This is a genomic window from Achromobacter sp. ES-001, assembly GCF_019448355.1.
In the GTDB taxonomy this organism is placed as follows: Bacteria; Pseudomonadota; Gammaproteobacteria; order Burkholderiales; family Burkholderiaceae_B; genus Achromobacter; species Achromobacter spanius_B.
Map to the genome: position 1 here is coordinate 6407935 of NZ_CP079940.1, position 24040 is coordinate 6431974.

A 24040-nucleotide genomic window follows, 5' to 3' on the forward strand; every position below is an offset into this window, starting at 1 on the left:
CGCTTTTGCGAGGGCTCTTTCATAGCTGCGTAGCCGTTCGGAAAAATCAGAACGGAATATCGTCGTCCATATCCGCCAAGTTCGCACCGCTGCTGGCCGGGGCCGCTGCGGGGGCCGGGCGCTGTTGCGGCGCCGGGCGTTGCGCCGGGGCGCGTTGCTGTTGCGGACGCGACGGGGCGTCATCGTAGCCGCCACCACCGTAGCTGGCGCCGCCGCCACCGCCGTCTTCGCGGCCGCCCAACATTTGCATCTGGTCAGCCACCACTTCGGTGCTGTAACGGTCAGCGCCGGTGTCCTTGTCTTGCCACTTGCGCGTCTTCAGACGGCCTTCGATGTAGACCGAGCGGCCTTTCTTCAGGTATTCGCCGGCGATTTCAGCCAGGCGGTTGTACATGACGACGCGGTGCCATTCGGTTTCTTCGCGGCGTTCGCCGGAAGCCTTGTCCTTCCAGGTGGAGGTCGTGGCGATGGACATGTTGCAGATTGCAGCCCCTTCCGGGCTATAGCGGACTTCCGGGTCGCGACCCAGATTGCCCACGAGAATGACTTTGTTAACCGATGCCATGCCGATGTCCCTCAGTTGTTGACAGCCTGCGCCTGTGCGTTGCCGCGAGCGCGCCGGCAACAACATAAAAAGCGATGTTGAAGACCGGCTTCATGAAACACGCCGGTCATCATGACAATGACCGGCGACGCCTGGGATCCTGACGACCCCCACTTCCGTGAAGCCCTAAATTGGTACGTATTATCGACGAAAAGCCCCCGCCACGCCAAACGCGATTCGTGACAAAGCGATCCACCCCGGGAATCGATTTAGGGGCTGTTGGGCGCCATAGGCAGCGCGATCAGCGACGGTTGGGGTGTAGTCGGGGACGCATCCCCGGCCCGGTAGCCAGCCCAATCGCCAGCCCTGATCACCCGCCCTCGATCACCGCCCTTGCGGCCTTGATCCCGCCTTGGCGGTCTTACGCCAGCGGCCGCAGCGCCCAGGTCACCGCGAGCCACACCGCCGACAGAATCGCCGCGCCGACGAACACCGCGCTAGCGCCTGAATGGGCCGCCAGCCAACCTCCCAGCGCGCCGCCCGTGAACAGCCCGGCCGCTTGCGCCGTGTTGTAGAAGCCAAGCGCCAGCCCCTTGTACGCCTGCGGCGCCACGCGCGACACCAGCGAAGGCTGCAAGGCCTCCAGCACGTTGAAGGCGACAAAGAAACCGGTCAACGCCACAGCCAGCGTGTAAAAACCATGGCTGGCCGCCGGCAGCAGCGCGCACACCAGCACCAGGCCCGCCACGGCGGCGCGCAAGGCGCCCCGGTGGGCACGACGCTTTTCCGCGACGAACACCACGGGCACCATCAGCACGAACGACACCAGGATGACGGGCAGATAGACCTTCCACAGCTCGCGCGCGTCCAGCCCGCCGACTTTGGCCAGCAAGGCCGGCACCACCACGAACAGCGACACCTGAATCAGATGCAGCACGAACACACCAAAGTTCAGGCGCAGCAAGTCACGGTGGGTCAGCACTTCACGCGGCCGGGCGGCCTGCATGGTGCGGGCTTGGGTGCGCGGCACGACCGGCACCACAAAGCGCGCCACGCCCAGGCAGATCACGCCCAGGCAGGCGATGGTCCAGAACAAGCCCGACAGGCCCCACCAGCCCACCAACACGGGCGACAAGACCAGCGACACCGCGAAAGACAGTCCGATCGACCCGCCCACCATGGCCATGGCCCGGGTGCGGACTTCGTCGCGGGTGGCGTCGGCCAGCCAGGCGGTGACGGCGGCCGAGATCGCGCCCGCGCCCTGGATGGCGCGGCCGATGGTGATCCAGTACACGTCGGTCGCCTGCGCGCAGACGATGCTGCCCACCACGAACAGCAGCAGTCCGAACAGCACTACAGGGCGCCGCCCCCAGCGGTCGGACGCCAGGCCGAACGGGATCTGCATGAATGCCTGGGTCAGGCCATACATGCCCAGCGCCAGGCCGACGCGCGCGGGGTCGTCCCCGCCGGGCAGGCCGGCAGCCGCGACGGCGAACACCGGCAGCAACAGGAACAGCCCCAACATCCGGGCGGCGAACAGGCCGGCCAACGCGACGCTGGCGCGACGTTCGGAGGGGGTCAATTTCAGCTTGATGTCTGCCGGCATGCGAAAAATTCAACAATGACAAGGGCGGTGCGCGCGCGTGGATGTCACACGCTCACAGTCTGATCTGGCGGTGCGGCGCCGAACGCCGTTCAGTCCAACTTGTCGGACTGCCTTGAACGCGGGAGGTTTCGGCGCGCTATAGTAACAAGTTGGCCTTTGAAACCGCTTAAAAGAGCCTGATGGACACCCGATCGACGTGACAATACGCATACGGGGTGCACGCACCCACAACCTCAAGAACGTTTCGCTGGACCTGCCGCGCCACAAACTGGTGGTCGTCACCGGCTTGTCCGGCTCCGGCAAGTCTTCGCTGGCGTTCGATACGCTGTACGCGGAGGGCCAACGACGTTATGTGGAAAGCCTGTCCGCGTATGCCCGCCAATTCCTCCAGCTGATGGACAAGCCGGACGTCGACCTGATCGAAGGGTTGTCGCCGGCCATCTCTATTGAGCAAAAGGCCGCGGGCCACAACCCGCGTTCCACCGTCGGCACCATTACCGAAATCCACGACTACCTGCGCCTGCTGTATGCGCGGGTCGGCACGCCCTACTGCCCCGATCACGGCCTGCCGCTACAGGCGCAATCCGTCAGCCAGATGGTCGACGCGGTGCTGGGCTGGACGCCCGAAACGCGCCTGGCCGTGCTGGCGCCCATTGCGCGCGGCAAGAAAGGCAGCTTCGAGGACGAATGCGCCAGTTTGCAGGCGCAAGGCTATGTGCGGCTGCGCGTGGACGGCCAACTGATGGAAATCGACGGCATGGCGCCGTTGAAGAAAACCGAAAAGCACGACATCGACGTCGTCATCGACCGGCTGCGCATCAAGCCGGAAAGCAAGCAGCGCCTGGCGGAAAGCTTCGAAACCGCGCTGCAACTGGCGGATGGGCGCGCGCTGGCGCTGGACATGGACAGCGAACACGAGCAGGTGTTCTCCAGCCGCTACGCCTGCCCGGTGTGCAGCCACAGCCTGCCCGAACTGGAACCGCGCCTGTTCAGCTTCAACAACCCGATGGGCGCCTGCCCCAGCTGTGACGGCATCGGCCAGGTGGGCTTTTTCGACCCCAAGCGGGTCGTGGCCTTTCCTGAACTGAGCCTTGCCGCCGGCGCCATCCGGGGCTGGGACCGCCGCAACGCCTTCACGCATTCGCTGCTGAGCAGCCTGGCGGCGCATTACGAATTCGATATTGAAGCCCCGTTTGAAGACCTGCCCGAAGCCCTGCGCGACAAGGTGTTGTACGGGTCGGGCGAAGAAGAAATTTCGTTCCTCTACTTGAACGAGAAAGGCCGCAGCACCGTCAAGCGCCACACGTTCGAAGGCGTCATCCCGAATCTGGAACGCCGCTGGCGCGAAACGGATTCCGCGACCGTGCGGGAAGAACTGGGCAAGTACCGCAACATCAAGACCTGCCCGGACTGCGCCGGCTCGCGCTTGCGCCCCGAAGCCCGCAACGTGCTGATCGGCCACGATCCGCGCGGCGGCGAGCGCCACGGCCAAGCCATTTATGAAGTCGAGGCCATGCCGCTGTCCAGCTGCCTGGCCTGGTTCCGTGACCTGAGCCTGACGGGTGCCAAGCAGGAAATCGCGCAGCGCATCGTGCGTGAAATCGAGGCGCGGCTCAGTTTCCTGAACAACGTGGGCTTGAACTATCTGTCGCTGGACCGCAGCGCCGACACCATCTCGGGCGGCGAGGCCCAGCGCATACGCCTGGCCAGCCAGATCGGTTCCGGTTTGACCGGCGTCATGTACGTGCTGGACGAGCCATCCATCGGCCTGCACCAACGCGATAACGACCGCCTGATCGGCACCCTGCAACACCTGCGAGACCTGGGCAACAGCGTCATCGTCGTCGAGCACGACGAAGACATGATCCGCATGGCGGACTGGGTGGTCGACATGGGTCCGGGCGCGGGCGAGCACGGCGGCGAAGTCGTGTCGCAGGGTGATCCTGAAACGGTGCAGCGCGATCCGAACTCGCTGACCGGCCAGTACCTGAGCGGCGCACGCGAGATCGCAATTCCACCGCGCCGCCCGGTCAACGACGAACTGCCGTGGCTGACCTTGACCGGCGCCAGCGGCAACAACCTCAAAGACGTAGAACTGCGCGTGCCGGCCGGCCGCCTTGTCTGCGTCACGGGCGTGTCCGGTTCCGGCAAGTCCACACTGATCAACGACACGTTGGCGGTTGCCGTATCGCGCCAGCTGCATCACGCGCAAAGCGAACCCGCCCCCTACGTGTCGATGCAGGGCCTGGAAAATTTCGACAAGATCATCAGCGTCGACCAAAGCCCCATCGGCCGCACGCCGCGCAGCAACCCGGCAACCTACACCGGGCTGTTCACCCCGATCCGCGAGCTCTTTGCCGGCGTGCCGGAAGCGCGTACGCGTGGCTATGACCCGGGCCGGTTCAGTTTCAACGTCAAGGGTGGCCGCTGCGAAGCGTGCCAGGGCGACGGCGTGGTCAAGGTCGAAATGCACTTTCTGCCTGACATGTACGTGCCTTGCGACGTGTGCCACGGCAAGCGCTACAACCGCGAAACGCTGGAAATCCGCTACCGGGGCCGCAACATCAGCGAAGTGCTGGACCTGACGGTCGAGCAGGCGCTGGAATATTTCGAATCCGTGCCCGCGATCTCACGCAAGCTGCATACGCTGATCGATGTCGGCCTGTCTTACATTCGCCTGGGTCAAAGCGCCACCACCTTGTCGGGCGGCGAAGCGCAACGCGTGAAGTTGTCATTGGAGCTGTCGCGCCGCAGCACCGGGCGCACGCTGTACATCCTGGACGAACCCACCACCGGCCTGCATTTCCGCGATATCGAACTGCTGTTGCAAGTGCTGAACCAGCTGGTCGACAGCGGCAATACCGTGCTGATCATCGAGCACAACCTGGACGTCATCAAAACGGCGGACTGGCTGATCGACATGGGCCCGGAAGGCGGCGACGGCGGCGGCTATGTCGTGGCACAAGGCACGCCCGAGGTTGTTGCCAATACAAAGGCCAGCCACACCGGGCAATACCTGGGCAAGCTGCTGCGCCGCAACGCAGGCCGGTAAATCGACGGGCACCCAATCGACGCGCACCTTAAGGCAGAAACCGCACCATGTACACCCTGATCATCGGCAACAAGAATTACTCATCGTGGTCCTTGCGGCCCTGGCTGGCGCTGCGTGCGACGGGCATCGAATTTAACGAGCAAAAGCTCGGGTTCTTCACGGAAGCGTTCACGCGACAAGTGGCGGCGGTGTCGCCCGCCGGGCTGGTGCCGGTGCTGCTGGACGGCGACTTCGCCGTGTGGGATTCGCTGGCCATCTGCGAATACGTGGCTGAACAGCACCCCGACGCGGCCCTGTGGCCCAAGGACGCAAAGGCGCGCGCGCGGGCGCGGTCGATTGTGGCGCAAATGCACAGCGGCTTTACGGCGCTGCGCAACACGATGCCCATGAATATCGAAGCGCATCTGCCGGACATCGACGTGCCCGAGGCCGCGCAGCAAGACATCGGACGCGTGCAAGCGATCTGGCGCGACACGCGCGCCAAGTTCGGCCTGGGCGGCCCGTTCCTGTTCGGTGAATTTTCGATTGCCGACGCGTTCTATGCACCGGTGGTGTCGCGCTTTACCACCTACAACGTGGCCGCGACGGGCGCCGTGCGCGACTACATGGACGCGGTGATTGCGCTGCCCGCCATGCAGGAATGGATGCGCGACGCGCATGCGGAAGCGACGTTCGTGCCGGAAGACGAGCCGTACCGCACGCATCGCTGAACGGGCACAACTGACGGGCACAACGGGGCCCGCACCACGGCCCGGCAGCCCGTCAACGCCAGCGGCACCGCTTAGCCCATTTCGAACAGCCGCTTATGCTCGCGAATGGCGTAGCGGTCGGTCATGCCCGCGATGTAATCCGAAATGGCGCGGGCCTGTTCATTGAATGCCTCGCGCCGGTAGTCGGGCGGCAACAGCCGCGGATCATCCAGGAACACCGCGAACATCTCGCGCACGATGCGGCGCGCCTTCGCGGTCATGCGCAGCACCTGGTAATGCCGGTACAAGTTGTCGAACAAGAACTTCTTCAGTGCGTCGGCCTCGCGCCGGATCTCGTCCGAGAATCCGGCCAAAGGCGGTGCGCGGCGCACATCGTCAACGCTGGTCGGGGCCGCGTCACGAATGCGAGCCAGCGATGTTTGCGTCAGGTCGACTATCAAGGTGTTGATCATGCGGCGAATCGTCTCGGCCACCGCGCGGCGTGGCGCCAGGCCGGGATAGCGGTCCAGCACCTGGGCATGGTGGCGTTCGAATATCGACACGTCTTGCAACTGCTCAAGCGTGATCAAGCCTGAGCGCAGGCCGTCGTCGATATCGTGGTTGTTGTAGGCCACTTCGTCGGCCAGATTGGCCAGCTGCGCTTCCAGGGACGGCTGCGTGCGGTTCAGGAAACGCTCGCCCACATCGCCCAGCTGGCGCGCATGCGCGGCCGAACAATGCTTGAGGATGCCTTCGCGCGTTTCAAAGCAAAGGTTCAGCCCGTTGAAATCCGCGTAGCGCTCTTCTAGCTCGTCCACCACGCGCAGGCTTTGCAGGTTGTGCTCGAAGCCGCCGGCCTCGGGCGCCAGCTCGCGCATGCAGGCATTCAGTTCGTCCTGGCCGGCGTGGCCGAAGGGCGTGTGGCCAAGATCGTGCGCCAGCGAAATGGCTTCGGTCAGGTCTTCGGACAGCCCCAGGCTGCGAGCCAGCGTGCGCGCAATCTGCGCCACTTCCAGGCTGTGCGTCAGACGCGTGCGGAACAGATCGCCTTCGTGGTTGACGAACACCTGCGTCTTGTATTCCAACCGGCGAAAGGCGCCGGAATGGACGATGCGGTCGCGGTCACGCTGAAACTCGGTCCGGTTTTCGGGCGGTGGTTCGGCATAGGCCCGACCGCGCGATTGGGACGGGTCGGATGCGTAGGAAGCCAGCTCTTTCATCTGCAACACCGTCTCCATCGCGGTTACTGGGTGGTTCGGGACAAGACGGCGCGCACCGCCTCATCCGGGGCCGCGCGCATCAGCGCTTGGCCTATGCGCGGCATGAGCACGTAGCGAATCGAGCCGCCTTCGGTTTTCTTGTCGACCTGCATCAGGTCCAGCCAGCGGTCGGCGCCCAGGTCGGGCGCCACCACGGGGCAGCCGATAGCCGCCACCAGCGCGCGCACGCGTTCCACGTCGGCCCGCTGGAAACCGGCCACATCGGCCGACAACTCTGCCGCCTGCACCATGCCGCAACCGACAGCCTCGCCGTGCAGCCAGGCGCCGTAGCCCAGCCCCGATTCAATGGCGTGGCCAAAGGTGTGGCCCAGGTTCAGGATGGCGCGCAGGCCGGATTCGCGTTCATCCTTGCCGACCACCTGCGCCTTCAGTTCGCAAGAGCGGCGAATGGCGTAGGCGACGGCCTGCGGGTCCAGCGCGCGCAGCTTTTGCACGTTGTCTTCGCACCAGGTCCAAAAGTCCGGGTCCAGGATCAGGCCGTACTTGATGACTTCGGCCAAGCCGGCGGACACTTCGCGCGCGGGCAAGGTGTTCAGCACGTTGGTGTCGATTTCGACGGCCACCGGCTGATAGAACGCGCCGATCATGTTCTTGCCCAGCGGATGGTTCACGGCGGTCTTGCCGCCTACCGACGAATCCACCTGGGCTAGCAGCGTCGTGGGCACTTGCACGAAGCGCACGCCGCGCATGTAGACGGCGGCGGCGAACCCCGTCATGTCGCCGATGACGCCGCCGCCCAGCGCCACCAGCACGCAGCGGCGGTCCAGGCGATGCGTCAGCAAGGCGTCAAAAATCAGGTTCAGCGACTGCCAGTCTTTATAGGCCTCGCCATCCGGCAGTTCAATGCGCAGCACACGCTTGCCCGTGCGGGCCAACGCGGCCTCGGCACGCTCGCCGTACAGGGCGGCCACCGTGGGGTTGGTCACGACCGCAATCGCGGTGGCGTCGGCGGGAATGCACTGGTCCAGGGCATCAAGGCGGCCGGGGCCGATGTGGATCGGATAGCTTCCGCCCGGGGTGTCGACGTCAACAACGTTCATATGCGCTTCTCGAAGGCTTGTAATTGCGGCAGCAGCGCCTTGACCAGCGTGTGGATGGGCATGGCCCCGGTTTCCACGACCAGGTCGGCGACTTCTTTATAGAGGGGTTCCCGCAGGGTCATCAGGTCCCGCAGGGTGCCGCGCGGGTCGGCGGTGGCCAGCAACGGGCGGTTGCGGTCGCGGCAGGTACGGCGGAACAATTCGTCCACGCTGGCCCGTAAATAGATGACGATTCCGCGCTCGCGCAGGCGTTGGCGGTTTTCACTTGCCAGGATGGCGCCGCCACCGGTAGCAAGAATAATGTTGCGCCGTTGGGTACACTCCTCCAAGGCGGCGGACTCTCGGCGACGAAAACCGGCTTCGCCCTCGATTTCGAAGATAACCGGCACCCGAACGCCGCAACGCGCCTCGAGCTCATGATCCAGATCCATAAACTCGCGCCCCAGCGCACGCGCCAGGCTTCGGCCTATGGTGGTCTTGCCCGCGCCCATCATTCCCACCAGGAACACGGGCAGGTCATGCGGCAATGGCACGGTCTTGCCTGTGCACTCGATGGCGCAAGGCACGTGGTCAGGCCCCTGGTCGGAGGGCGCTGGGTCCGGGTCAGCCTCCGGACATGAGTGGGCGGAAAAGTTCATGTCGGCATTATCACATCTGCCGCCAGTTGCCCGCGCACCACACAGAACAATCTTGTTACAGAAACCGATCCCTCGCGCTGAGATGGGACCGGAGATACCCGTAAAATCGCCGCGATGAGCAAGCCCCAGAATTCCTCCAAGAAAGACAAGCCCGCCAAGAGCGGCTCCCCGATCCTGCGATTCTTCGTAAAAACCGGCATCCTCTTTGCCGGCCTGTTCCTGTGCGGCGTATTGCTGGCCGGAATGGCGCTGGCGCTGGCCTGGCCGAACCTGCCCGACCTGAACGCCATGACGGACTACCGCCCGCGGGTGCCGCTGCGCGTGTACACGGCCGACCGCGTGCTGATCGGGGAATTTGGCGAAGAACGCCGCAACGTGCTGCGTTTCAACGAAATTCCCGACGTCATGAAGTCGGCGGTGCTGGCGGCAGAAGACGACCGCTTCTACCAGCACGGCGGTATCGACTGGACGGGCGTGGTGCGGGCGGGCCTGACGAACCTGATCAACATGTCCAAGACGCAGGGCGCCAGCACGATCACGATGCAGGTGGCGCGTAACTTCTACCTGTCGTCGGAAAAGACCTATTCGCGCAAGTTCTACGAACTGCTGCTGACGTTCAAGATTGAGTCCGAGCTGACCAAGGACCAGATCCTTGAGCTCTATATGAACCAGATCTACCTGGGTCACCGCGCCTACGGTTTCGCCGCCGCGTCGCGCACGTACTTCGGCAAGCCCTTGTCCGAAGTGACCCCCGCCGAAGCCGCCATGCTGGCCGGCATTCCGAAGGCGCCTTCGCGCTTCAACCCGATTTCGAACCGCCCCCGCGCCGAACTGCGCCAGCGTTACGTGCTGGGCCGGATGCAGTCGCTGGGCTACCTGACCGAGCCGGAATACAAGCAGGCGATGGCGCAGCCCATCATCATGAAGTCGGCGGAAGGCACGCCGGCGGGCGGCTATTCGATTCACGGCGAATACGTGGCGGAATTGGCACGCCAGCTGCTCTACAACGTCTACCAGGACAACGTCTATTCGCGCGGCATCAACATCTACACGACCGTGCAGTCCAAGGACCAGGAAGCCGCGTATCGCGCCGTGCGCGAAGGCGTGCTGGAATACACGCGTCGCGCGCCCTACCCCGGCCCCGAAGAGCAACTGGACCTGCCCCCGGGCACCGAAAACAATCCGGCCGCGCTGGATGAATTCCTGGACGGCGTGTTCGACAAATTCAGCGACAGCGGCGACCTGCTGACCGCTCTGGTGTTGTCGGCCAGCCCCACCGAAGTGAAGCTGGCGCGCAGCTCGCGCGAGATCATCACCGTCACCGACAAGAAGGTGCTGGGCGTCGTCGCCCGCGCGCTCAATGACAAGGCCAAGCCCGAACAGCGCATCAAGCGCGGCTCGGTGGTCTACATCCGCAAGTTCGGCGACAACTGGGAAATCATCAACCTGCCGTCGGTGCAGGCCGCCTTCGTCGCCTTGTCGCCGCAAGATGGCGCCATCCGCGCGATGGTCGGCGGTTTCGATTTCTATCGCGGCAATTTCAACCGCGTAACGCAAGCGTGGCGCCAGCCGGGCTCGAACATCAAGCCGTTCATCTACGCGGCCTCCCTGGAACGCGGCCTGACGCCCGCCACGCAGATTTCCGACCAGCCGTTCGAACTGACGGCGGCGCAAACCGGCTCGAAGGCCTGGAACCCCAAGAACTACGGCAATCAGTACGAGCCCATGCTGACCTTGCGCCAGGGCCTGTACAAGTCCAAGAACATGGTGTCGATCCGCATCCTGCAAGCCATTGGCCCGCAGTACGCACAGGACTACCTGACCCGCTTCGGCTTCGACAAGGCACGCCAACCGGCCGTGCTGCCGCTGGCCCTGGGTGCAGGCAGTGTCACGCCGCTGCAACTGGCCGGCGCGTTCTCGGTATTCGCCAACGGCGGCTACCGCGTCACGCCCTACCTGATCGACCGCGTCACCGACAGCAGCGGCAAGGTCATCATGCAGTCCAAGCCCGTGGTGGCCGGCGACGCGGCGGCCCGCGCCATCGACCCGCGCACCGCCTGGGTCATGGACGACATCCTGCGCGGCGTGGCCACCTACGGCACGGCCGCGCGCGCCCGCGCACTGCTCAAGCGCAACGACATCGCCGGCAAGACCGGCACCACCAACGAATCCGTGGACGCCTGGTTCTCGGGCTACACACCGAACCTGGTGGCAACGGCGTGGCTGGGCTTTGACCAGCCCAAATCGCTGGGCTCGCGCGAGACCGGTGGCGGCGTCGCCATGCCGATCTGGGTCGACTACATGCAAGACGTGCTCAAGGGCGTGCCGGAAGAAAAGCCGCGCCCCCGCCCCGATGGCCTGATCGTGGAAAACGGCGAGTTCTACTTCTCTGAATTCCCGCCCGGACAGGCCGTGGCCCGTCTGGGGTTGGCCGAAGCCGACACCCTGGGCGAGTTCCTGAACGGCCTGGGAGGCAGCAGCAGCCCGGATACGAAGATCAAGGTGGCGCCGGGCGTAGGAACGCAAAACGCGGCTCCGTGGTCGCAGAAGATCCCGTTCTGACGAACAAAGGCCGGCCTGGATAGGCCGGCCTTTCAGTTTTTGGGTAGGCCCCGGCGGCTCACTGCAACGCCGCTTGCGCCGGCCTGAACCGCTTGAAATCCCAATGCCGACCCGGCGCGGCATCCAGCAGCTGGCGCGTGTAGCCATCCTGCGGTCGAGTCAGCACCGCAGCCGCCTCCCCCGCCTCGACGATCTGCCCCGACTTCATCACAACGATCGAATTGCATATCTGCGCCGCCACGCGCAGGTCGTGTGTGATGAACAGCACCGCGGTGTCAGTGCGGGCACGTATGTCTTCGATCAGTTCCAGCACCTGTGCTTGCACCGACACATCCAGCGCCGATACCGCCTCGTCGGCGATCAGGATGTCGGGCCGCAGCGCCAACGCGCGCGCAATGCAGATGCGCTGGCGCTGCCCGCCCGAGAACTGATGCGGATAGCGCTCCATGGTGTCCGCGCCCAGCCCGACAATATCCAGCAGTTCGATCGCCCTCGCTTGCGCCTCATCTTGCGGCACACCGAAGTTGCGCATGCCCTCGATGATGGAATCGCCCACGCGAATGCGCGCATTCAGCGACCGGTACGGGTCCTGGAACACCACCTGGATGCGCTTGCGCACAGGATGGAATTGCCGTTTGCTGGCCGTGGCGATCTCGATGCCGTCCAGACGCACGCTGCCGGAACTGGGATCGATCAAGCGAGCGATGCAGCGCGCCAGCGTGGACTTGCCCGACCCCGACTCGCCCACGATGCCGACGATCTCTTTCTTGCGCAGCGTGAAGCTGACGTCGCGCACGGCGTGCACCGCGCGCTTTGCCTTGAAGAAGCCGCGCTCGTTGTAGGTCTTTTGCAGACCGTTGACCACCAGCACAGGTTCGCCTTCGGGCGCCTGCCGAGCGGACGGCGCAAGGCCCGGCACCGATGACACCAACATGCGCGTATAAGCCTCTTTCGGACGCGCCAGCACCTCATCGCGCGTCCCCACCTCGACCAGCTTTCCGCGGTTCATCACCGCAATACGATCGGCGATTTCCGCCACCACGCCAAAGTCGTGCGTGATGAACAGCACCGCGGTGTTGTGCGACTTCTGCAGTTCCAGTATCAACGCCAGGATCTGCTTCTGGGTGGTCACGTCCAGCGCGGTGGTGGGCTCGTCGGCAATCAGCAGCTTGGGGTTCAGGATCAGCGCCATGCAGATGACGATGCGCTGGCGCTGTCCGCCGGAAAGCTGATGTGGATAGGACTGGTAGATACGTTCCACCTCCGGCAAGCGCACCGATTCCAGCATGTCCAGGATCTTGCGCTTGCGCGAGGCCGCGTCCATCGCGCTATGGGTGCGCAGTACCTCGTCGATCTGCCAGCCAACCGTGCGCACCGGATTGAGCGCCGTCATGGGCTCCTGGAAGACCATGGACATGCGGGTGGCGCGCAGCTTACGCAGGCGCTCCGGCGTGCATGCCAGCACGTCCTCGCCGTCAAGCAGGATGCGGCCCGCGCTGGGCCGCAGCGCATCCGGCGCCAACAGGCCCATTACCGAAAACGACGTGACGGATTTGCCCGATCCGGACTCTCCGACCACACACAGTGTTTCGCCGGCGTGTATGTCGAAGCTGATGCCTTCGACCACGTGGCGCGGCTCATCCGCCGGCGTGCCGACGAGCGTCACCGACAGATTCTGCACTTGCAGCACGGGTATTGTGGAATTGTTCATGTCAGACCCTTCGCGCCATCTTGGGATCAAGGGCGTCGCGCAGGGCGTCGCCCAGCATGTTCACGCTGAGCACGGTCAGCGCCAGGAACATGCCCGGCAGCAGGATCAGCTCGGGCTTGATCTGGAAGTACATCCGGCCTTCGGCGATCACGTTGCCCCAGGACGGAAACTCGGGCGGCATACCAACGCCCAGAAAGCTCATGACCGCCTCGGACAGCATCGCGGATGCAAAGATGAAAGTGCCCTGCACGATCAGCGGCGCCACCGTGTTGGGCACCAGATGGCGCCGCATCAGCACGTGCGTGGGCGTGCCCAGCGAAATGGCGGCTTCCACATAGGGTTCGTCGCGCAGGCTCAGGATCAGGCCGCGTACCAGGCGCACCACGCGCGGAAACTCGGGCACGGCAATGGCGATCAGCACGGTCAACATGCTGGCGCCCGTCACCGCCACCAGCGCGATGGCAAGCAGGATGCCGGGCACGGACATGATGCCGTCCATGACGCGCATGATGACCATGTCCGCCGAGCGAAAGTAGCCCGCGACCACGCCCAGCGCCAAGCCGGGTATCAACGCGGCCACGGCCGTGCCCGCCCCGATCATCAACGAAATGCGCGCGCCATGGACCACGCGCGACAGCACGTCGCGGCCATACGCATCGGTGCCAAACCAGTGCTCGGCGGAAAAGCCCTTCAAGCGCTGCATGGGATCGATGGCCATGGGATCGGCCAGCCCCAGCAGATTGGCCGAGATGGCGGCCAGGACGATGACCCCAAGCACAGCCAGTGCCGCCATGACCGGCCACGTGGACAGCGTGCGCACCAGCGCGGACGCGGGTGGCTTGCGGATGGCGGGCGCAGCGCCGGCTCCACCCGCGATCGAGTGTATGGAAGTAGACATGCAGGTTCCCTCAATAACGGATGCGCGGATCGAACACCGAATACAGGACGTCGATCGTCAGGTTCACCCCGATGTAGACCAGCGAGAACAGCAGGATCAGCCCTTGGATCAGCGGATAATCGCGCGCCAGCACCGACTCGACCACCAGCCGCCCCAGGCCGGGCAGGTTGAAGACCGACTCCGTGACGACCACGCCGCTGATCAATAACGCGATGCTCACGCCGATCACGGTGATGATGGGCACGGCCGCGGTCCGCAGCGCGTGCGCCATCATCACGGCGCGTTCGGTGATGCCCTTGGCGCGCGCGGTGCGGATGAAGTCCTCACCCATCACCTCCAGCACGCTGCTGCGGGCGATGCGCGCGATCAGGGCCACAAACCCCGTGCTGAGCGCGATGGTGGGCAGCAACAGGTGCATGCCGAAGGCAACAAGACCCGCCGACGGCGACTTATAGCCCTGCACGGGTAGCCAGCCCAACTTCATGGCAAACAACAGGATCAGCGCATAGCCGGTGACGAAGATGGGCACCGAAAAGCCCAGCACCGAAAACGCCATCACCGCCCGGTCAGTCCGGGTGCCGCGGCGCCACGCCGAGAACACACCCAGCGGCACGGCGATCAGCGTGGACAGCAGGATGGTCGACAGCGCCAGCGCCAGCGACGGCCCCACGCGAGCGCTGATCATCGCGGTGACGGGCGTGCCCGAATGCAGCGACACGCCCAGATCGCCTTGCAGCACCTGGCCGCTCCACAGAAGGAACTGGGTGGCCAGCGACCGGTCCAGCCCCATGTGCTCGCGAATCTGCGCCAGCTGCGTTTCGGTGGCGGCATCGCCTGCCAGCATCAGCGCCGGATCTCCCGGCGTCAGCCGCAGCAGGCAAAACACCAGCACGGCCACCGTCAGCACCACCGGAACGGTCGCCAGGATGCGCCTGAGTAGGTAGCTGAACATGCTGGCTTACCGGCTGGCTTTCTTGATGTTCCAGAACACCGGCGCGGGCGATTCCAACACGCCGGACAGCTTCTTGCTGTAAGCGGCGGCGGTCTCGATCTGGCCCAGTGTGACGGCCACGCCTTCATCCAGCATCACGTCCTGCAACTGGTCGGCGATCTGCTTGCGTTCCGGTTCCGTCGCCGCCACTAGAAACTGGTCACGCAGCGCTTCGACCTTAGGCACGGTTGGCCAGCCGAACCAGGCCTTCTCGCCGTTGGCGGACACGCCATAGTTGCGCAGCGGGTCCATGATTTCGCTGACGTGCCACGTGGTCACGAAAATGCTCCAGCCGCCCTTGGCGGGCACGTCGCGGTTGGCGCGGCGCGACAGCATGGTCATGAAATCCATGGCCTGCAATTGCACGTTGAAGCCGGCCTGGCGCAGCTGCTGCGCCATCACCACGGGTATGGCGGACGCCATGGCAATGTCGGTGGCATGCAGGATCACGACAGGCGCGCCGTCGTACTTGGCCTCCTTCAGCAACGCCTTCGCCTTCTCGATGTTGGACGGCACGATCATGTCGGCACGGGTATCGCTGGAATACGGCAGGCCGCAGCCGAACACCGCGCCGCAAGTCTTGAAGAATTCCGGGTCGCCCACTTGCGCCTTCAGGATGTCACCCTGGCCGACCGCATACATGGCCGCCTGGCGCACCAGCTTGTTGTCGAACGGCGCATTAAGTTGGTTGAAGCGGTACATGGGCTGGTAGCCCATCTTGTCCAGCACACGCAGCGTCAGGTCCGGTGAACCTTTCACCATCGGCACCAGGTCGAAAGGCACGGTCTCGATGTAATCGACCTCTCCGCCCAGCAGGGCATTCACAGTCGTCATCGGGTCGGCCATCGCCACCCATTCCACGCGATCCACGTTGACCACCTTGCCGCCCGCCGTCCAGCTGGGCGCTTCCTTGCGCGGCACGTAGTCAGTGTTTTTTTCGTAGACCGTCTTCACGCCCGGCTGGAACTCCTTCTGCACGAACTTGAAGGGACCGGATCCGGTGTAATCGCTGATGGCCTGTGCCACCGGCGTTTGCGCGACCCGCTTGGGCATCATGAAGCTGGGCAGGCCGCTGGGCTTGCCCAGTGCCGACAGCACGTCGGCAGGGGCCGTCAGCACGATCCTGAATGTCTTGTCATCGATGACGTCCATCGACGCAACCAGCGGCATGAGCTGGCGACCGGTCTTGTCCGACTGGGCCCAGCGCTGGATCGACGCCACGCAATCCTCGGCCTTCACGGCGGTGCCATCGTGCCATTTCAACCCGTCGCGCAACGTGAAGGTGTAGGTTTTGCCGTCCGGCGAGATCTCCCACTTGTCCGCCATCTGTGGCTGGACCTTGTTGTTCGCGTCTGTCGCCAGCAGCGTGTCGTAGATCATGTAGGCGTGGTTGCGCGTCTGGTGCGACGCCGTCAGCACGGGGTCCAGCACCGTCAGCTTGCTGGCCATCACCACAGTCAGCGTTTCCGCCTGCGCGGGCGCCCAGGCCAGGGCAGCGGCGCAAGCCACTGCCGCGCCAACGCGGCCCAGGCCATAGCGGGCTTCAAGTCTTTCAGCATTCAGATAAGCCATGTCATTCCCTTGTAGTGTTATGGACGAACGGGGCCTGTGCCGGCCCTTCGGATGGAGTGTCGATCAGGTCACACGACGTCGAATGACAGCGGCGACATCTGTTGCGCGCTGCGGCCGGCCACCAGGTCGCGCGAAGGCACCAGCGCCTCGGCGCGGCGCTGGGCCTCGTCTACCTGCTCGGCGGCCTTGCGGTAATCCAGCGTATGCACCTGTCCCTCGTGCAGCACGCGGCGGCCGTCGATATACACGGTGTGCACAGCGCGGTCCGCAGCGGCGTAAACCAGGCTGCGTACCGGATCGCGCGACGGGCGCATCAGGTAATGCGTCATGTCCACCATCACCAGGTCGGCGCGCGCGCCCACCGCGATGCGGCCCAGGTCTTCGCGGCCCAGCGCCTTCGCGCCACCGACCGTCGCGGCGTGGAACACTTCGCCGGTGGTCACCGCGCGCGGCGTTTGCGCCATCAAGCGAGCCAGATAGCCCACGTGGCGCATTTCCTCGATCATGTTGTGCGGATAGGTATCCGTGCCGATGCCCAGGTTGATGCCCGCGCGGCGATAACGCCCAAAGTCGCGCAGCGCCATGCCCCGGCGCATGAATACCGTGGGGCAGTGCGCCACGCTGGCGCCCGTCTCGGACAGGATGGACAGGTCGGTCGCCGTACCCCAGTGCGTATTCGGGTGGTCGTCCACGAAGATGCCGTGGCCGACGATGCTGCCCGGATCCAACACGCCCAGGCTATGCAGCCACTGGACCGGTGTGAGGCCATGGCGGCGCGTGATTTCGTGAAATTCCGGCAGCGACTGCGCGGCATGAGTCTGCCAGCCGATGCCGCGACGCTTTGCCTCTTGATGACTGGCCTTCAGCAGTTCGGGCGTGCAGGTGTCGATCTGCGCGGGCACCAGCATGCCTGTGAGGCGACCGCACGCGTGCGCCTCGGCCTTGTCGATCAACGCCAGCGCGCGCTCCATGCCCGCCTCGCCGGCCTTCTCGTTCCAGTCGTACTCCACCACATGGCCGTTGCGCGTGTACCAGCGCGCCGAGCGGAACATGGGCGCGATATACGCCCGCAGGCCGCTTTGCACCATGATGTCGATCCAGTGCTCGTGTGCCACCGACATGTCCACCACGGTCGTCACGCCTGACATCAGCAGTTCGGCGGCGGCCAGCGTCAGCTGCGCGGGCGCGGCTTCGTCGTCGCCTTCCATGGTGGGCATGTACTCGTACAGATTCGAGTTGTACAGGCCCGGTGACCCGGTTTCGTCCGTGTAGCCCTTGTTGATGGGCTCATGCACCAGATGGCTGTGGATATCCACCAGGCCCGGCATCACCATCATGCCGTTGCCGCTGACGATTTCCGCATCCGGCGTGGCCGCCTGCGCCCCCGCCCCGACGTGCGTGATACGGCCGTCCTTAAAGCCCACGTCGGCGTTCTTCATGTAGACGTGCTGCTGGCGCGAGGCGTCCCAGGCAACCACAACGTCGGCGTTCTTGATCAGGGTAGTCTTCAACGTTATTTCCTCTGAAATGAAGGGCGGATATCCATGTGGCGCGCTGCGTTAGCGCCAGTCTGGCCGCGAGCCCTGGCGGGCGCTGGGCGGCGCCAGGCTGGGCAGCCCGCGCGGCAAAAACTTTCCTTGGCCCGGCGTGCCCGTAAAGCGCTCGCCATCCCAAACGACTTGTCCGCGCAACAACGTCATCGCGGGCCACGCCCGCAGCGTCGTGCCCGCGTACGGCGTGTAGTCCACCGCGTGGTGCAGATGTTCATTGGTGAGCGTGAACTCGCGCTCTTCCCAGATCACCAGGTCGGCATCGCTGCCGATGGCCAGCGTGCCCTTTCGCGGGTACAGGCCATAGGCGCGCGCCGGCTGGGTTGCGGTCAGCTCCACGAAGCGATTCACGCTGATGCGGCCGCCCAACACCCCTTCCGAATACAGCAACGGCATGCGCGTTTCGATGCCGGGAATGCCGTTCGGAATATGACGGAACGCCACCTCTTTGCCGCCGGGCGTCTTGCCGTCCTCGCCGGTCAGGTTGAAGGGCGAGTGGTCGGACGAAAACACCGTGAAAAGGCCGTCCGCCAGCCCCTGCCAGATCTGCTCCTGGCTGGACTTGTCGCGCGGCGGTGGGCTGCACACGCAGCGCGCGCCGAAATAGCTGTCGTCCGTGCCTAGATCCGCGGCGGTCAGAAAAAGGTATTGCGGGCAGGTTTCGGCATAGACATTCAAGCCCTTGGCGCGCGCCTCGCGGATTTGCGCGACCGCTTCGCCGCCCGAGATGTGCACCAGCAAGATGGGAACGTCGATAAGTTCGGACAGCGCGATGGCGCGATGGGCGCCTTCGCGCTCCACCAGCATCGGCCGCGAAACGGCATGAAAGCGCGGCGCGGTGCGGCCAGAGGCCTCCAGGCGGCGCGTCAGCCAGGCGATGCAATCGGAGTTTTCGGCATGAATCATCGCCATGCCGCCATGCACGCGCGCCACGTCCAGCACGTCCAGGATCTGGGCGTCGGACAACTTCAGCGCGTCATACGTCATATACAACTTGAACGAGGTGTAGCCGGCCGCTATCAGGCGCGGCAGCTCGTCGGCCAGCACGGTCGGCGTGGGGTCGGTCAGGATCAGGTGAAAGGCATAGTCCACGTGGGCTCGGCCGTCGGCGCGCTGGTGGTAATCGTCGATGGCGGCCTGCACCGTGGCGCCCTTGCGCTGCGCCGCGAAGGGGATCACGGTGGTCGTGCCCCCGCAGGCGGCCGAGCGCGTACCCGTGAAAAAGTCATCCGCCAACTTCACGGGCGGCGCCATCGGCTGGTCCAGGTGGCAATGGGCGTCGATGCCGCCCGGCGTGACCACGCGTCCGGCCACGTCGATTTCACACATGCCCGCCGCCAAGCCGCGGCCGATCTGCACAATGCGGCCGTCCACGATCCCCAGATCCGCGCGACAGGTATCGCCGGCCGTTGCCAGCACCGCGTCGCGCAGCACCAGATCAAAACCTTGCTTCGTCATATGCGCCAGCCCGTCTGATCCGCCCTTTCCCTGCCGCGAAAGCGTGGCGGGATGGGCATGTTGTGAGCGGATTCTAGGCCGAATACAAAAATGATTACGCTAGTGATTACCCTGAAATATACATTTCAAGGTCAAATTGTTAACATTATGTTTGACGCTGACTTCTGGGCCTTGTCCAATGCCGGCGAATGATCGGGTATCTTCACGTTCATCCGCCAAGTTGCGGCCAACGTGCAGCCTATAAGCAACCTACAAGCGGCAACAGACCGCTCATTACCCGTGGCGGCGATCCCGCCCCGGCTTCCTACGCGCAAACCAAGAACGAGCCCATGGCATCAGACAAACGCGAAAACTCGGTCACCGGCATCTACGAGCGCATCTACCGCGCCATCCTGGACAACCGCCTCAAGCCCGGCACCAAGCTGGTCGAAGAGCGCCTGGCCGAAATCTTTGAAGTCAGCCGGCCGCGCATCCGTGAGGTTCTTGCGCGCCTGGCCCACGAACAGATCGTCGAACTTTTCCCCCAGCGTGGCGCCTACGTCGCCAAGCCGTCCATCGAAAAAGCGCGCGACGTCTTCGAGGCGCGCAGGCTGATCGAGCCCGCCGTCGTGCGCCGCCTGACGCAGAACCTGACCGCCGAGAAGCTGGCGCGCCTGCGCGAACACGTGCTGTTGGAACACGATGCCCGCAAGCGCGACGACAAGCGCGCCATCATCCGGCTGGCCGGCGAATTTCATATTCTTCTAAGCGAGCTGGCGGGCAACGGCGAACTGGCGCGCACGATGCGCGAGCTGTCCACGCTGACCTGCCTGGTCATCTTCCTGTACAACCTGCCCACCGCCACCAGCTGCCGCGACGACGAACACGAGCTGATAACCGAAGCCATCGCGGCGCGCGACGCCCAGCGCGCCGAGGAATTGACGCTGCATCACCTGGAGCACATCGAACAAAGCGTGAAGCTGGAATCGGTGGAAGAATCGGTGGACCTGGAAGAAGTCTTCAAGTTCTGACCCACATTGACCGAACCCCAGGCGAAAATAAAGAAAAGCCCCGGGGTGTAAAACCCGGGGCTTCGTTGCATCTGAAGGGCCGGCCATGACGGCCGGCCTTATCAGCCCTTGTTACTTTGCGAGTACGACGGCTTTATAGTTTCAGCGTAACCGGCACGCCGGCCGCGGCCGAGCAGATTTGCGACAGGGCGTCCGGCAGTTGCGGGCCGCCACGGGTGTCGTTCCAATGGTGGCCGTCGTAGCGGTAGTGGAAGCCGCCACTGCGGGCGGCTACCCACAGTTCCTGCATGGCGGCCTGGCTGTTGACGACGACATGGGTGTTGTCTTCGAAAACCATGGTCAGGACATTGCCGCTGCGGGTGGTTTCCACGTCGACGTCGAGCGAAGCCGCCCAGTCGTCGGCCTGGCTTTCGATGCTGTCCAGCACCTGGTCGATCAACGCAAGAAATTCGGTTTCGGTCATAATCGAGCCTGCAAGAATTACGGAGTTCCCAGTGTTCCAATTGGCATTCAGCCGCATGGCTCTTCGCATTGTAGCCACGCTTGTGGCCTCCGGCATGGTGGCGGCATGCGGCTATAAGGGGCCTTTATACATGCCGACGCCTGACGGCAAGCCGCCGTCGCGTTCGCAGCCCGCGCCGCAGATCCCTCCCCCTCCTTCGATCCCATGACGACAGCCTTTCCCCTGCCGCCGGAGCTGACCGGCCATCCCTATTTCCAGTACCGCAATAACGTACTGTACGCCGAGGATGTGCCGCTGGACCATCTGGCGCATGGGCTAGGCACCCCGCTGTACGTGTACTCTCGCGCGGCGCTCAAGGCCGCTTGGGAAACCTATCGCAGCGCCATCGGGCCGCTGCCCGTGCTGGTCTGCTACGGGATGAAGGCAAACTCCAACCTGGCGGTCCTCAAGGAATTCGTGCGGTTGGGCGCGGGCTTTGACATCGTCTCTGGCGGCGAGCTCAAGCGCGCGCTGGCGGTGGGCGCCGAGCCCTCCAAGATCGTGTTTTCCGGCGTGGGCAAGCAAGCCTGGGAAATGCGCGACGCGCTGGTCGCCGGGGTGAAGTGCTTTAACGTCGAATCGGAAGACGAATTGCGCCGCCTGTCCGAAGTGGCGCAGGACATGGGCTTGCGCGCGCCGGTGTCACTGCGCGTGAACCCCGATGTGGACGCGCAAACGCATCCCTATATCTCCACCGGCCTGAAAGAGAACAAGTTCGGCATCGCCATTGAATCGGCGCTGGACGTTTATCGCGTCGCGAGGGAGCTGCCGGGCCTGGAGATCGTGGGCGTGGACTGCCATATCGGCTCGCAGTTGACCGATATCAGCCCCTATTTCGATGCGCTGGAAAAGCTGCTGGACCTGATCGATGCGCTGGAACGCGAAGGCATCCGCATCGCCCATCTGGATTTGGGCGGTGGGCTGGGCATCCGCTATACGGACGAGACGCCGCCTTCGCCCAAGGCGTTGCTGGACCGGGTATTTGAACGGCTGAACGCGCGCGGCCACGGGCATCTGCATCTGGTGCTGGAGCCCGGCCGTTCGCTGGTGGGCAATGCCGGCATGCTGCTGACCACGGTGCAATATCTAAAGCATTCGCCGGCGCGCAATTTCGCGATCGTCGATGCCGCCATGAACGATCTGCTGCGTCCCGCGCTTTACGAGGCCTATCACGGCGTGCAGCCGCTACGCCCGCGCGCCGGTGGCCAGGTGGAATACGACATCGTCGGGCCAGTATGCGAAAGCGCGGACTGGCTGGCCAAGGGGCGCGCACTGGCCATCCAGCAAGGCGACGTGCTGGCGGTGGAATCCGCAGGCGCCTACAGCATGGCCATGGCCAGCAACTACAACACACGCGCGCGCGCGGCCGAAGTCATGGTCGATGGCGACCACTACCACGTGGTGCGCCAACGCGAGACGCTGGACGATCTGCTCAAGGGCGAGTCCACGCTGTAGCGGCCCCGGCACGTTCGCCACCACGCGCCGATGCATCGGCGCACACGTCACACTCGTTAAAAAAAAAGGCCCCGCAGGGCCTTTTTTTGCGTCGCGCGTTTTCGTCTTACAGCTGCCCATACGAATGCAGGCCGGACAGGAACATGTTCACGCCCAGGAAGGCAAAGCCGGTGATCAGCAGGCCCATCAGCGCCCAGTAGGCGGCCATGGTGCCGCGCAGACCCTTGATCAGGCGCATGTGCAGCCAGGCCGCGTAGTTCAGCCAGACGATCAGCGCCCAGGTTTCCTTGGGGTCCCACTGCCAGTAGGCGCCCCAGGCGTCCGCCGCCCACAGCGCGCCCAGGATCGTGGCCACCGTGAAGAAGGCGAAGCCGATGGCGATAGCGCGATACATGATGTCGTCCAGCACCTCCAGCGAGGGCAGCGCCGCGGCAATGCGGCGGCGGCCCAGCAGGATGGCGCCCACGATCACCGCGCCCACGCCGAAGTACAGCATCCACGTGGCCGACAAGCCGTCGGTACGGAACACCATCGGCTCGGCGCACAGCAACACACCCAGGATGAATAGCGGCGCCAGCTTGGCCCACGACGTGGTCTGGCCATGCTGCTTGATCAGATAGGCAAAGCCCACCATCGCGGCCAGCGAAAACGTGCCATAGCCGATGAAGTTGGCCGGCACATGCAGCTTCATCCACCAGCTTTTCAGCGCGGGCACCAGCGGTTGGATCTGGCCGGCATCGCGCGTGAAGGAATACCACAGCAGGAACACGACGGCCGAGGTCACCACCAGCAGTACAAAGCCGCCCAGCGCGCGCGTGGCGTACTTGCGTTCGTAATACAGGTAGAACAGCGCCGTGATCAGCGAGAACAGCACGAAGACTTCGTACAGGTTGCTGACGGGAATATGGCCCAGGTCAGGGCCCATCAGATGGCCTTCGCGCCAGCGCACCAGCAGGCCGGTGACACCGGCGAACACCGCGCCCCACGTCAGCGCCGTGCCCAGCCACGCGGCGGTCGGGCTGAATACGCCGATCCAGTAGCAGACCATGGCCAGCGCAAACAGCGCGCACATCCACAAGATGGCCGACTGGGAAGAAAACAGGTATTTCAGGAAGAACACCTGCTCGGCGCGGGCCAGGTCATTGCCGTACAGCATCAGGGCCAGCCCCGCCGCGACCGCACAGGCGACCATCAGGCGGCGCAGCGGACGCCACAGCCAGCCCATCCAGGCCAGCGCGGGCACGGTGCCGCACAGGATGATCTTCTCGTAGTAGTCCATCGCGTTGCCGTGGCGGGTCAGCGCGAAGCCGGCGCCCACTGCCAACAGCAGGAAGAAAACAACGTCGGTCCAATCCGGCTTGCCGCGACGGGCGCGGTTATCGCCCGTTTCGGACAAGCTGTCTTGCCACAGGGTATCGGGCGACGCGTTCAACGTGTCCGGCGAGGAGGGGTGCGGGGTGGTCGTAGTCGACATAAATAACC

Annotated in this window: 19 protein-coding genes; 6 read left to right on the top strand and 13 right to left on the bottom strand. The window is 64.5% G+C overall.

Annotation, left to right across the window (positions count from 1 at the left end; genetic code table 11):
• Positions 1-46: 46 nt before the first annotated feature.
• Positions 47-565 carry a single-stranded DNA-binding protein gene (ssb, locus tag KYT87_RS29020; RefSeq protein WP_219991428.1) on the bottom strand — a complete coding sequence of 173 codons (519 nt, stop codon included), beginning with the start codon at positions 563-565 and terminating at the stop codon, positions 47-49.
• Between the two features lie 400 nt (positions 566-965).
• A complete protein-coding gene (locus KYT87_RS29025) occupies positions 966-2150 on the bottom strand; it encodes an MFS transporter (protein ID WP_046802915.1) in 1185 nt (394 codons plus the stop codon).
• A 196-nt stretch (positions 2151-2346) separates the two neighbouring features.
• Between KYT87_RS29025 and uvrA the strand changes: the two genes are divergently transcribed.
• Positions 2347-5202 (top strand): excinuclease ABC subunit UvrA, encoded by a 2856-nt coding sequence (gene uvrA, locus KYT87_RS29030; protein ID WP_370638738.1) that lies wholly within the window; start codon positions 2347-2349, stop codon positions 5200-5202.
• Between the two features lie 47 nt (positions 5203-5249).
• Positions 5250-5912, top strand: a complete 663-nt coding sequence (locus tag KYT87_RS29035) for a glutathione S-transferase family protein (protein WP_219991429.1) — start codon at positions 5250-5252, stop codon at positions 5910-5912.
• 71 nt (positions 5913-5983) lie between these two features.
• Here KYT87_RS29035 and KYT87_RS29040 read toward each other — a convergent pair whose 3' ends face one another.
• The 3 genes from KYT87_RS29040 to KYT87_RS29050 are packed head-to-tail and all read right to left on the bottom strand — an operon-like array spanning position 5984 to position 8849.
• On the bottom strand, positions 5984-7111 hold the full coding sequence (locus KYT87_RS29040) for a deoxyguanosinetriphosphate triphosphohydrolase (RefSeq protein ID WP_219991430.1): 1128 nt from the start codon (positions 7109-7111) through the stop codon (positions 5984-5986).
• Positions 7112-7134: 23 nt separating this feature from the next.
• Positions 7135-8211 carry a 3-dehydroquinate synthase gene (gene aroB / locus KYT87_RS29045; RefSeq protein ID WP_046802912.1) on the bottom strand — a complete coding sequence of 359 codons (1077 nt, stop codon included), beginning with the start codon at positions 8209-8211 and terminating at the stop codon, positions 7135-7137.
• On the bottom strand, positions 8208-8849 hold the full coding sequence (locus tag KYT87_RS29050) for a shikimate kinase (protein WP_046802911.1): 642 nt from the start codon (positions 8847-8849) through the stop codon (positions 8208-8210). Before KYT87_RS29050 ends, aroB begins: the two co-directional genes overlap by 4 nt.
• A 114-nt stretch (positions 8850-8963) precedes the next feature.
• Between KYT87_RS29050 and KYT87_RS29055 the strand changes: the two genes are divergently transcribed.
• Positions 8964-11411 (top strand): penicillin-binding protein 1A, encoded by a 2448-nt coding sequence (locus KYT87_RS29055; RefSeq protein ID WP_046802910.1) that lies wholly within the window; start codon positions 8964-8966, stop codon positions 11409-11411.
• A gap of 58 nt (positions 11412-11469) precedes the next feature.
• Here KYT87_RS29055 and KYT87_RS29060 read toward each other — a convergent pair whose 3' ends face one another.
• The 6 genes from KYT87_RS29060 to hydA form a co-directional block, all read right to left on the bottom strand.
• Complete coding sequence (locus tag KYT87_RS29060; protein WP_219991431.1) at positions 11470-13122, bottom strand: ABC transporter ATP-binding protein; 1653 nt, start codon at positions 13120-13122, stop codon at positions 11470-11472.
• Between the two features lies 1 nt (position 13123).
• The gene (locus KYT87_RS29065) at positions 13124-14020 is read right to left on the bottom strand and encodes an ABC transporter permease (protein WP_219991432.1); all 897 of its coding nucleotides are present in this window, start codon (positions 14018-14020) and stop codon (positions 13124-13126) included.
• 10 nt (positions 14021-14030) lie between these two features.
• The gene (locus tag KYT87_RS29070) at positions 14031-14972 is read right to left on the bottom strand and encodes an ABC transporter permease (protein WP_046802908.1); all 942 of its coding nucleotides are present in this window, start codon (positions 14970-14972) and stop codon (positions 14031-14033) included.
• A gap of 6 nt (positions 14973-14978) precedes the next feature.
• Complete coding sequence (locus KYT87_RS29075; protein WP_370638739.1) at positions 14979-16583, bottom strand: ABC transporter substrate-binding protein; 1605 nt, start codon at positions 16581-16583, stop codon at positions 14979-14981.
• A 68-nt stretch (positions 16584-16651) separates the two neighbouring features.
• Complete coding sequence (locus KYT87_RS29080; protein ID WP_219991433.1) at positions 16652-18094, bottom strand: amidohydrolase family protein; 1443 nt, start codon at positions 18092-18094, stop codon at positions 16652-16654.
• Positions 18095-18142: 48 nt separating this feature from the next.
• Positions 18143-19591 carry a dihydropyrimidinase gene (gene hydA / locus KYT87_RS29085; RefSeq protein WP_219991434.1) on the bottom strand — a complete coding sequence of 483 codons (1449 nt, stop codon included), beginning with the start codon at positions 19589-19591 and terminating at the stop codon, positions 18143-18145.
• A 329-nt stretch (positions 19592-19920) separates the two neighbouring features.
• On the opposite strand from hydA, the gene KYT87_RS29090 reads away from it, so the two are divergent.
• On the top strand, positions 19921-20601 hold the full coding sequence (locus KYT87_RS29090) for a GntR family transcriptional regulator (RefSeq protein WP_046802905.1): 681 nt from the start codon (positions 19921-19923) through the stop codon (positions 20599-20601).
• 133 nt (positions 20602-20734) lie between these two features.
• Here KYT87_RS29090 and cyaY read toward each other — a convergent pair whose 3' ends face one another.
• Positions 20735-21064, bottom strand: coding sequence for an iron donor protein CyaY (gene cyaY, locus KYT87_RS29095; RefSeq protein ID WP_046802904.1), 330 nt, complete (start codon positions 21062-21064; stop codon positions 20735-20737).
• Positions 21065-21158: 94 nt separating this feature from the next.
• Here cyaY and KYT87_RS29955 point away from each other — a divergent pair, with 94 nt between their 5' ends.
• Together KYT87_RS29955 and lysA are read left to right on the top strand one after the other, a co-directional pair.
• Positions 21159-21272, top strand: a complete 114-nt coding sequence (locus KYT87_RS29955) for a lipoprotein (protein ID WP_240434190.1) — start codon at positions 21159-21161, stop codon at positions 21270-21272.
• Positions 21269-22558: a diaminopimelate decarboxylase gene (lysA, locus tag KYT87_RS29105; RefSeq protein WP_219991435.1), complete on the top strand. Its 1290-nt coding sequence runs from the start codon at positions 21269-21271 to the stop codon at positions 22556-22558. Before KYT87_RS29955 ends, lysA begins: the two co-directional genes overlap by 4 nt.
• Before the next feature lie 106 nt (positions 22559-22664).
• On the opposite strand, the gene ccsB is transcribed toward lysA, so the two are convergent.
• Entirely contained in the window at positions 22665-24032 is a 1368-nt protein-coding gene (gene ccsB, locus KYT87_RS29110) for a c-type cytochrome biogenesis protein CcsB (RefSeq protein WP_255593704.1), read from the bottom strand.
• Between the last annotated feature and the right edge of the window lie 8 nt (positions 24033-24040).

Coding starts and splice junctions, on each gene's coding strand:
- KYT87_RS29025 (WP_046802915.1), bottom strand. CDS start 2,150: ATGCCGGCAGACATCAAGCTGAAATTGACCCCCTCCGAACGTCGCGCC.
- KYT87_RS29070 (WP_046802908.1), bottom strand. CDS start 14,972: ATGTTCAGCTACCTACTCAGGCGCATCCTGGCGACCGTTCCGGTGGTG.
- KYT87_RS29050 (WP_046802911.1), bottom strand. CDS start 8,849: ATGAACTTTTCCGCCCACTCATGTCCGGAGGCTGACCCGGACCCAGCG.
- KYT87_RS29060 (WP_219991431.1), bottom strand. CDS start 13,122: ATGAACAATTCCACAATACCCGTGCTGCAAGTGCAGAATCTGTCGGTG.
- hydA (WP_219991434.1), bottom strand. CDS start 19,591: ATGACGAAGCAAGGTTTTGATCTGGTGCTGCGCGACGCGGTGCTGGCA.
- KYT87_RS29035 (WP_219991429.1), top strand. CDS start 5,250: ATGTACACCCTGATCATCGGCAACAAGAATTACTCATCGTGGTCCTTG.
- ssb (WP_219991428.1), bottom strand. CDS start 565: ATGGCATCGGTTAACAAAGTCATTCTCGTGGGCAATCTGGGTCGCGAC.
- KYT87_RS29090 (WP_046802905.1), top strand. CDS start 19,921: ATGGCATCAGACAAACGCGAAAACTCGGTCACCGGCATCTACGAGCGC.
- cyaY (WP_046802904.1), bottom strand. CDS start 21,064: ATGACCGAAACCGAATTTCTTGCGTTGATCGACCAGGTGCTGGACAGC.
- aroB (WP_046802912.1), bottom strand. CDS start 8,211: ATGAACGTTGTTGACGTCGACACCCCGGGCGGAAGCTATCCGATCCAC.
- KYT87_RS29075 (WP_370638739.1), bottom strand. CDS start 16,583: ATGGCTTATCTGAATGCTGAAAGACTTGAAGCCCGCTATGGCCTGGGC.
- ccsB (WP_255593704.1), bottom strand. CDS start 24,032: ATGTCGACTACGACCACCCCGCACCCCTCCTCGCCGGACACGTTGAAC.
- KYT87_RS29055 (WP_046802910.1), top strand. CDS start 8,964: ATGAGCAAGCCCCAGAATTCCTCCAAGAAAGACAAGCCCGCCAAGAGC.
- KYT87_RS29040 (WP_219991430.1), bottom strand. CDS start 7,111: ATGAAAGAGCTGGCTTCCTACGCATCCGACCCGTCCCAATCGCGCGGT.
- KYT87_RS29065 (WP_219991432.1), bottom strand. CDS start 14,020: ATGTCTACTTCCATACACTCGATCGCGGGTGGAGCCGGCGCTGCGCCC.
- KYT87_RS29955 (WP_240434190.1), top strand. CDS start 21,159: ATGGTGGCGGCATGCGGCTATAAGGGGCCTTTATACATGCCGACGCCT.
- lysA (WP_219991435.1), top strand. CDS start 21,269: ATGACGACAGCCTTTCCCCTGCCGCCGGAGCTGACCGGCCATCCCTAT.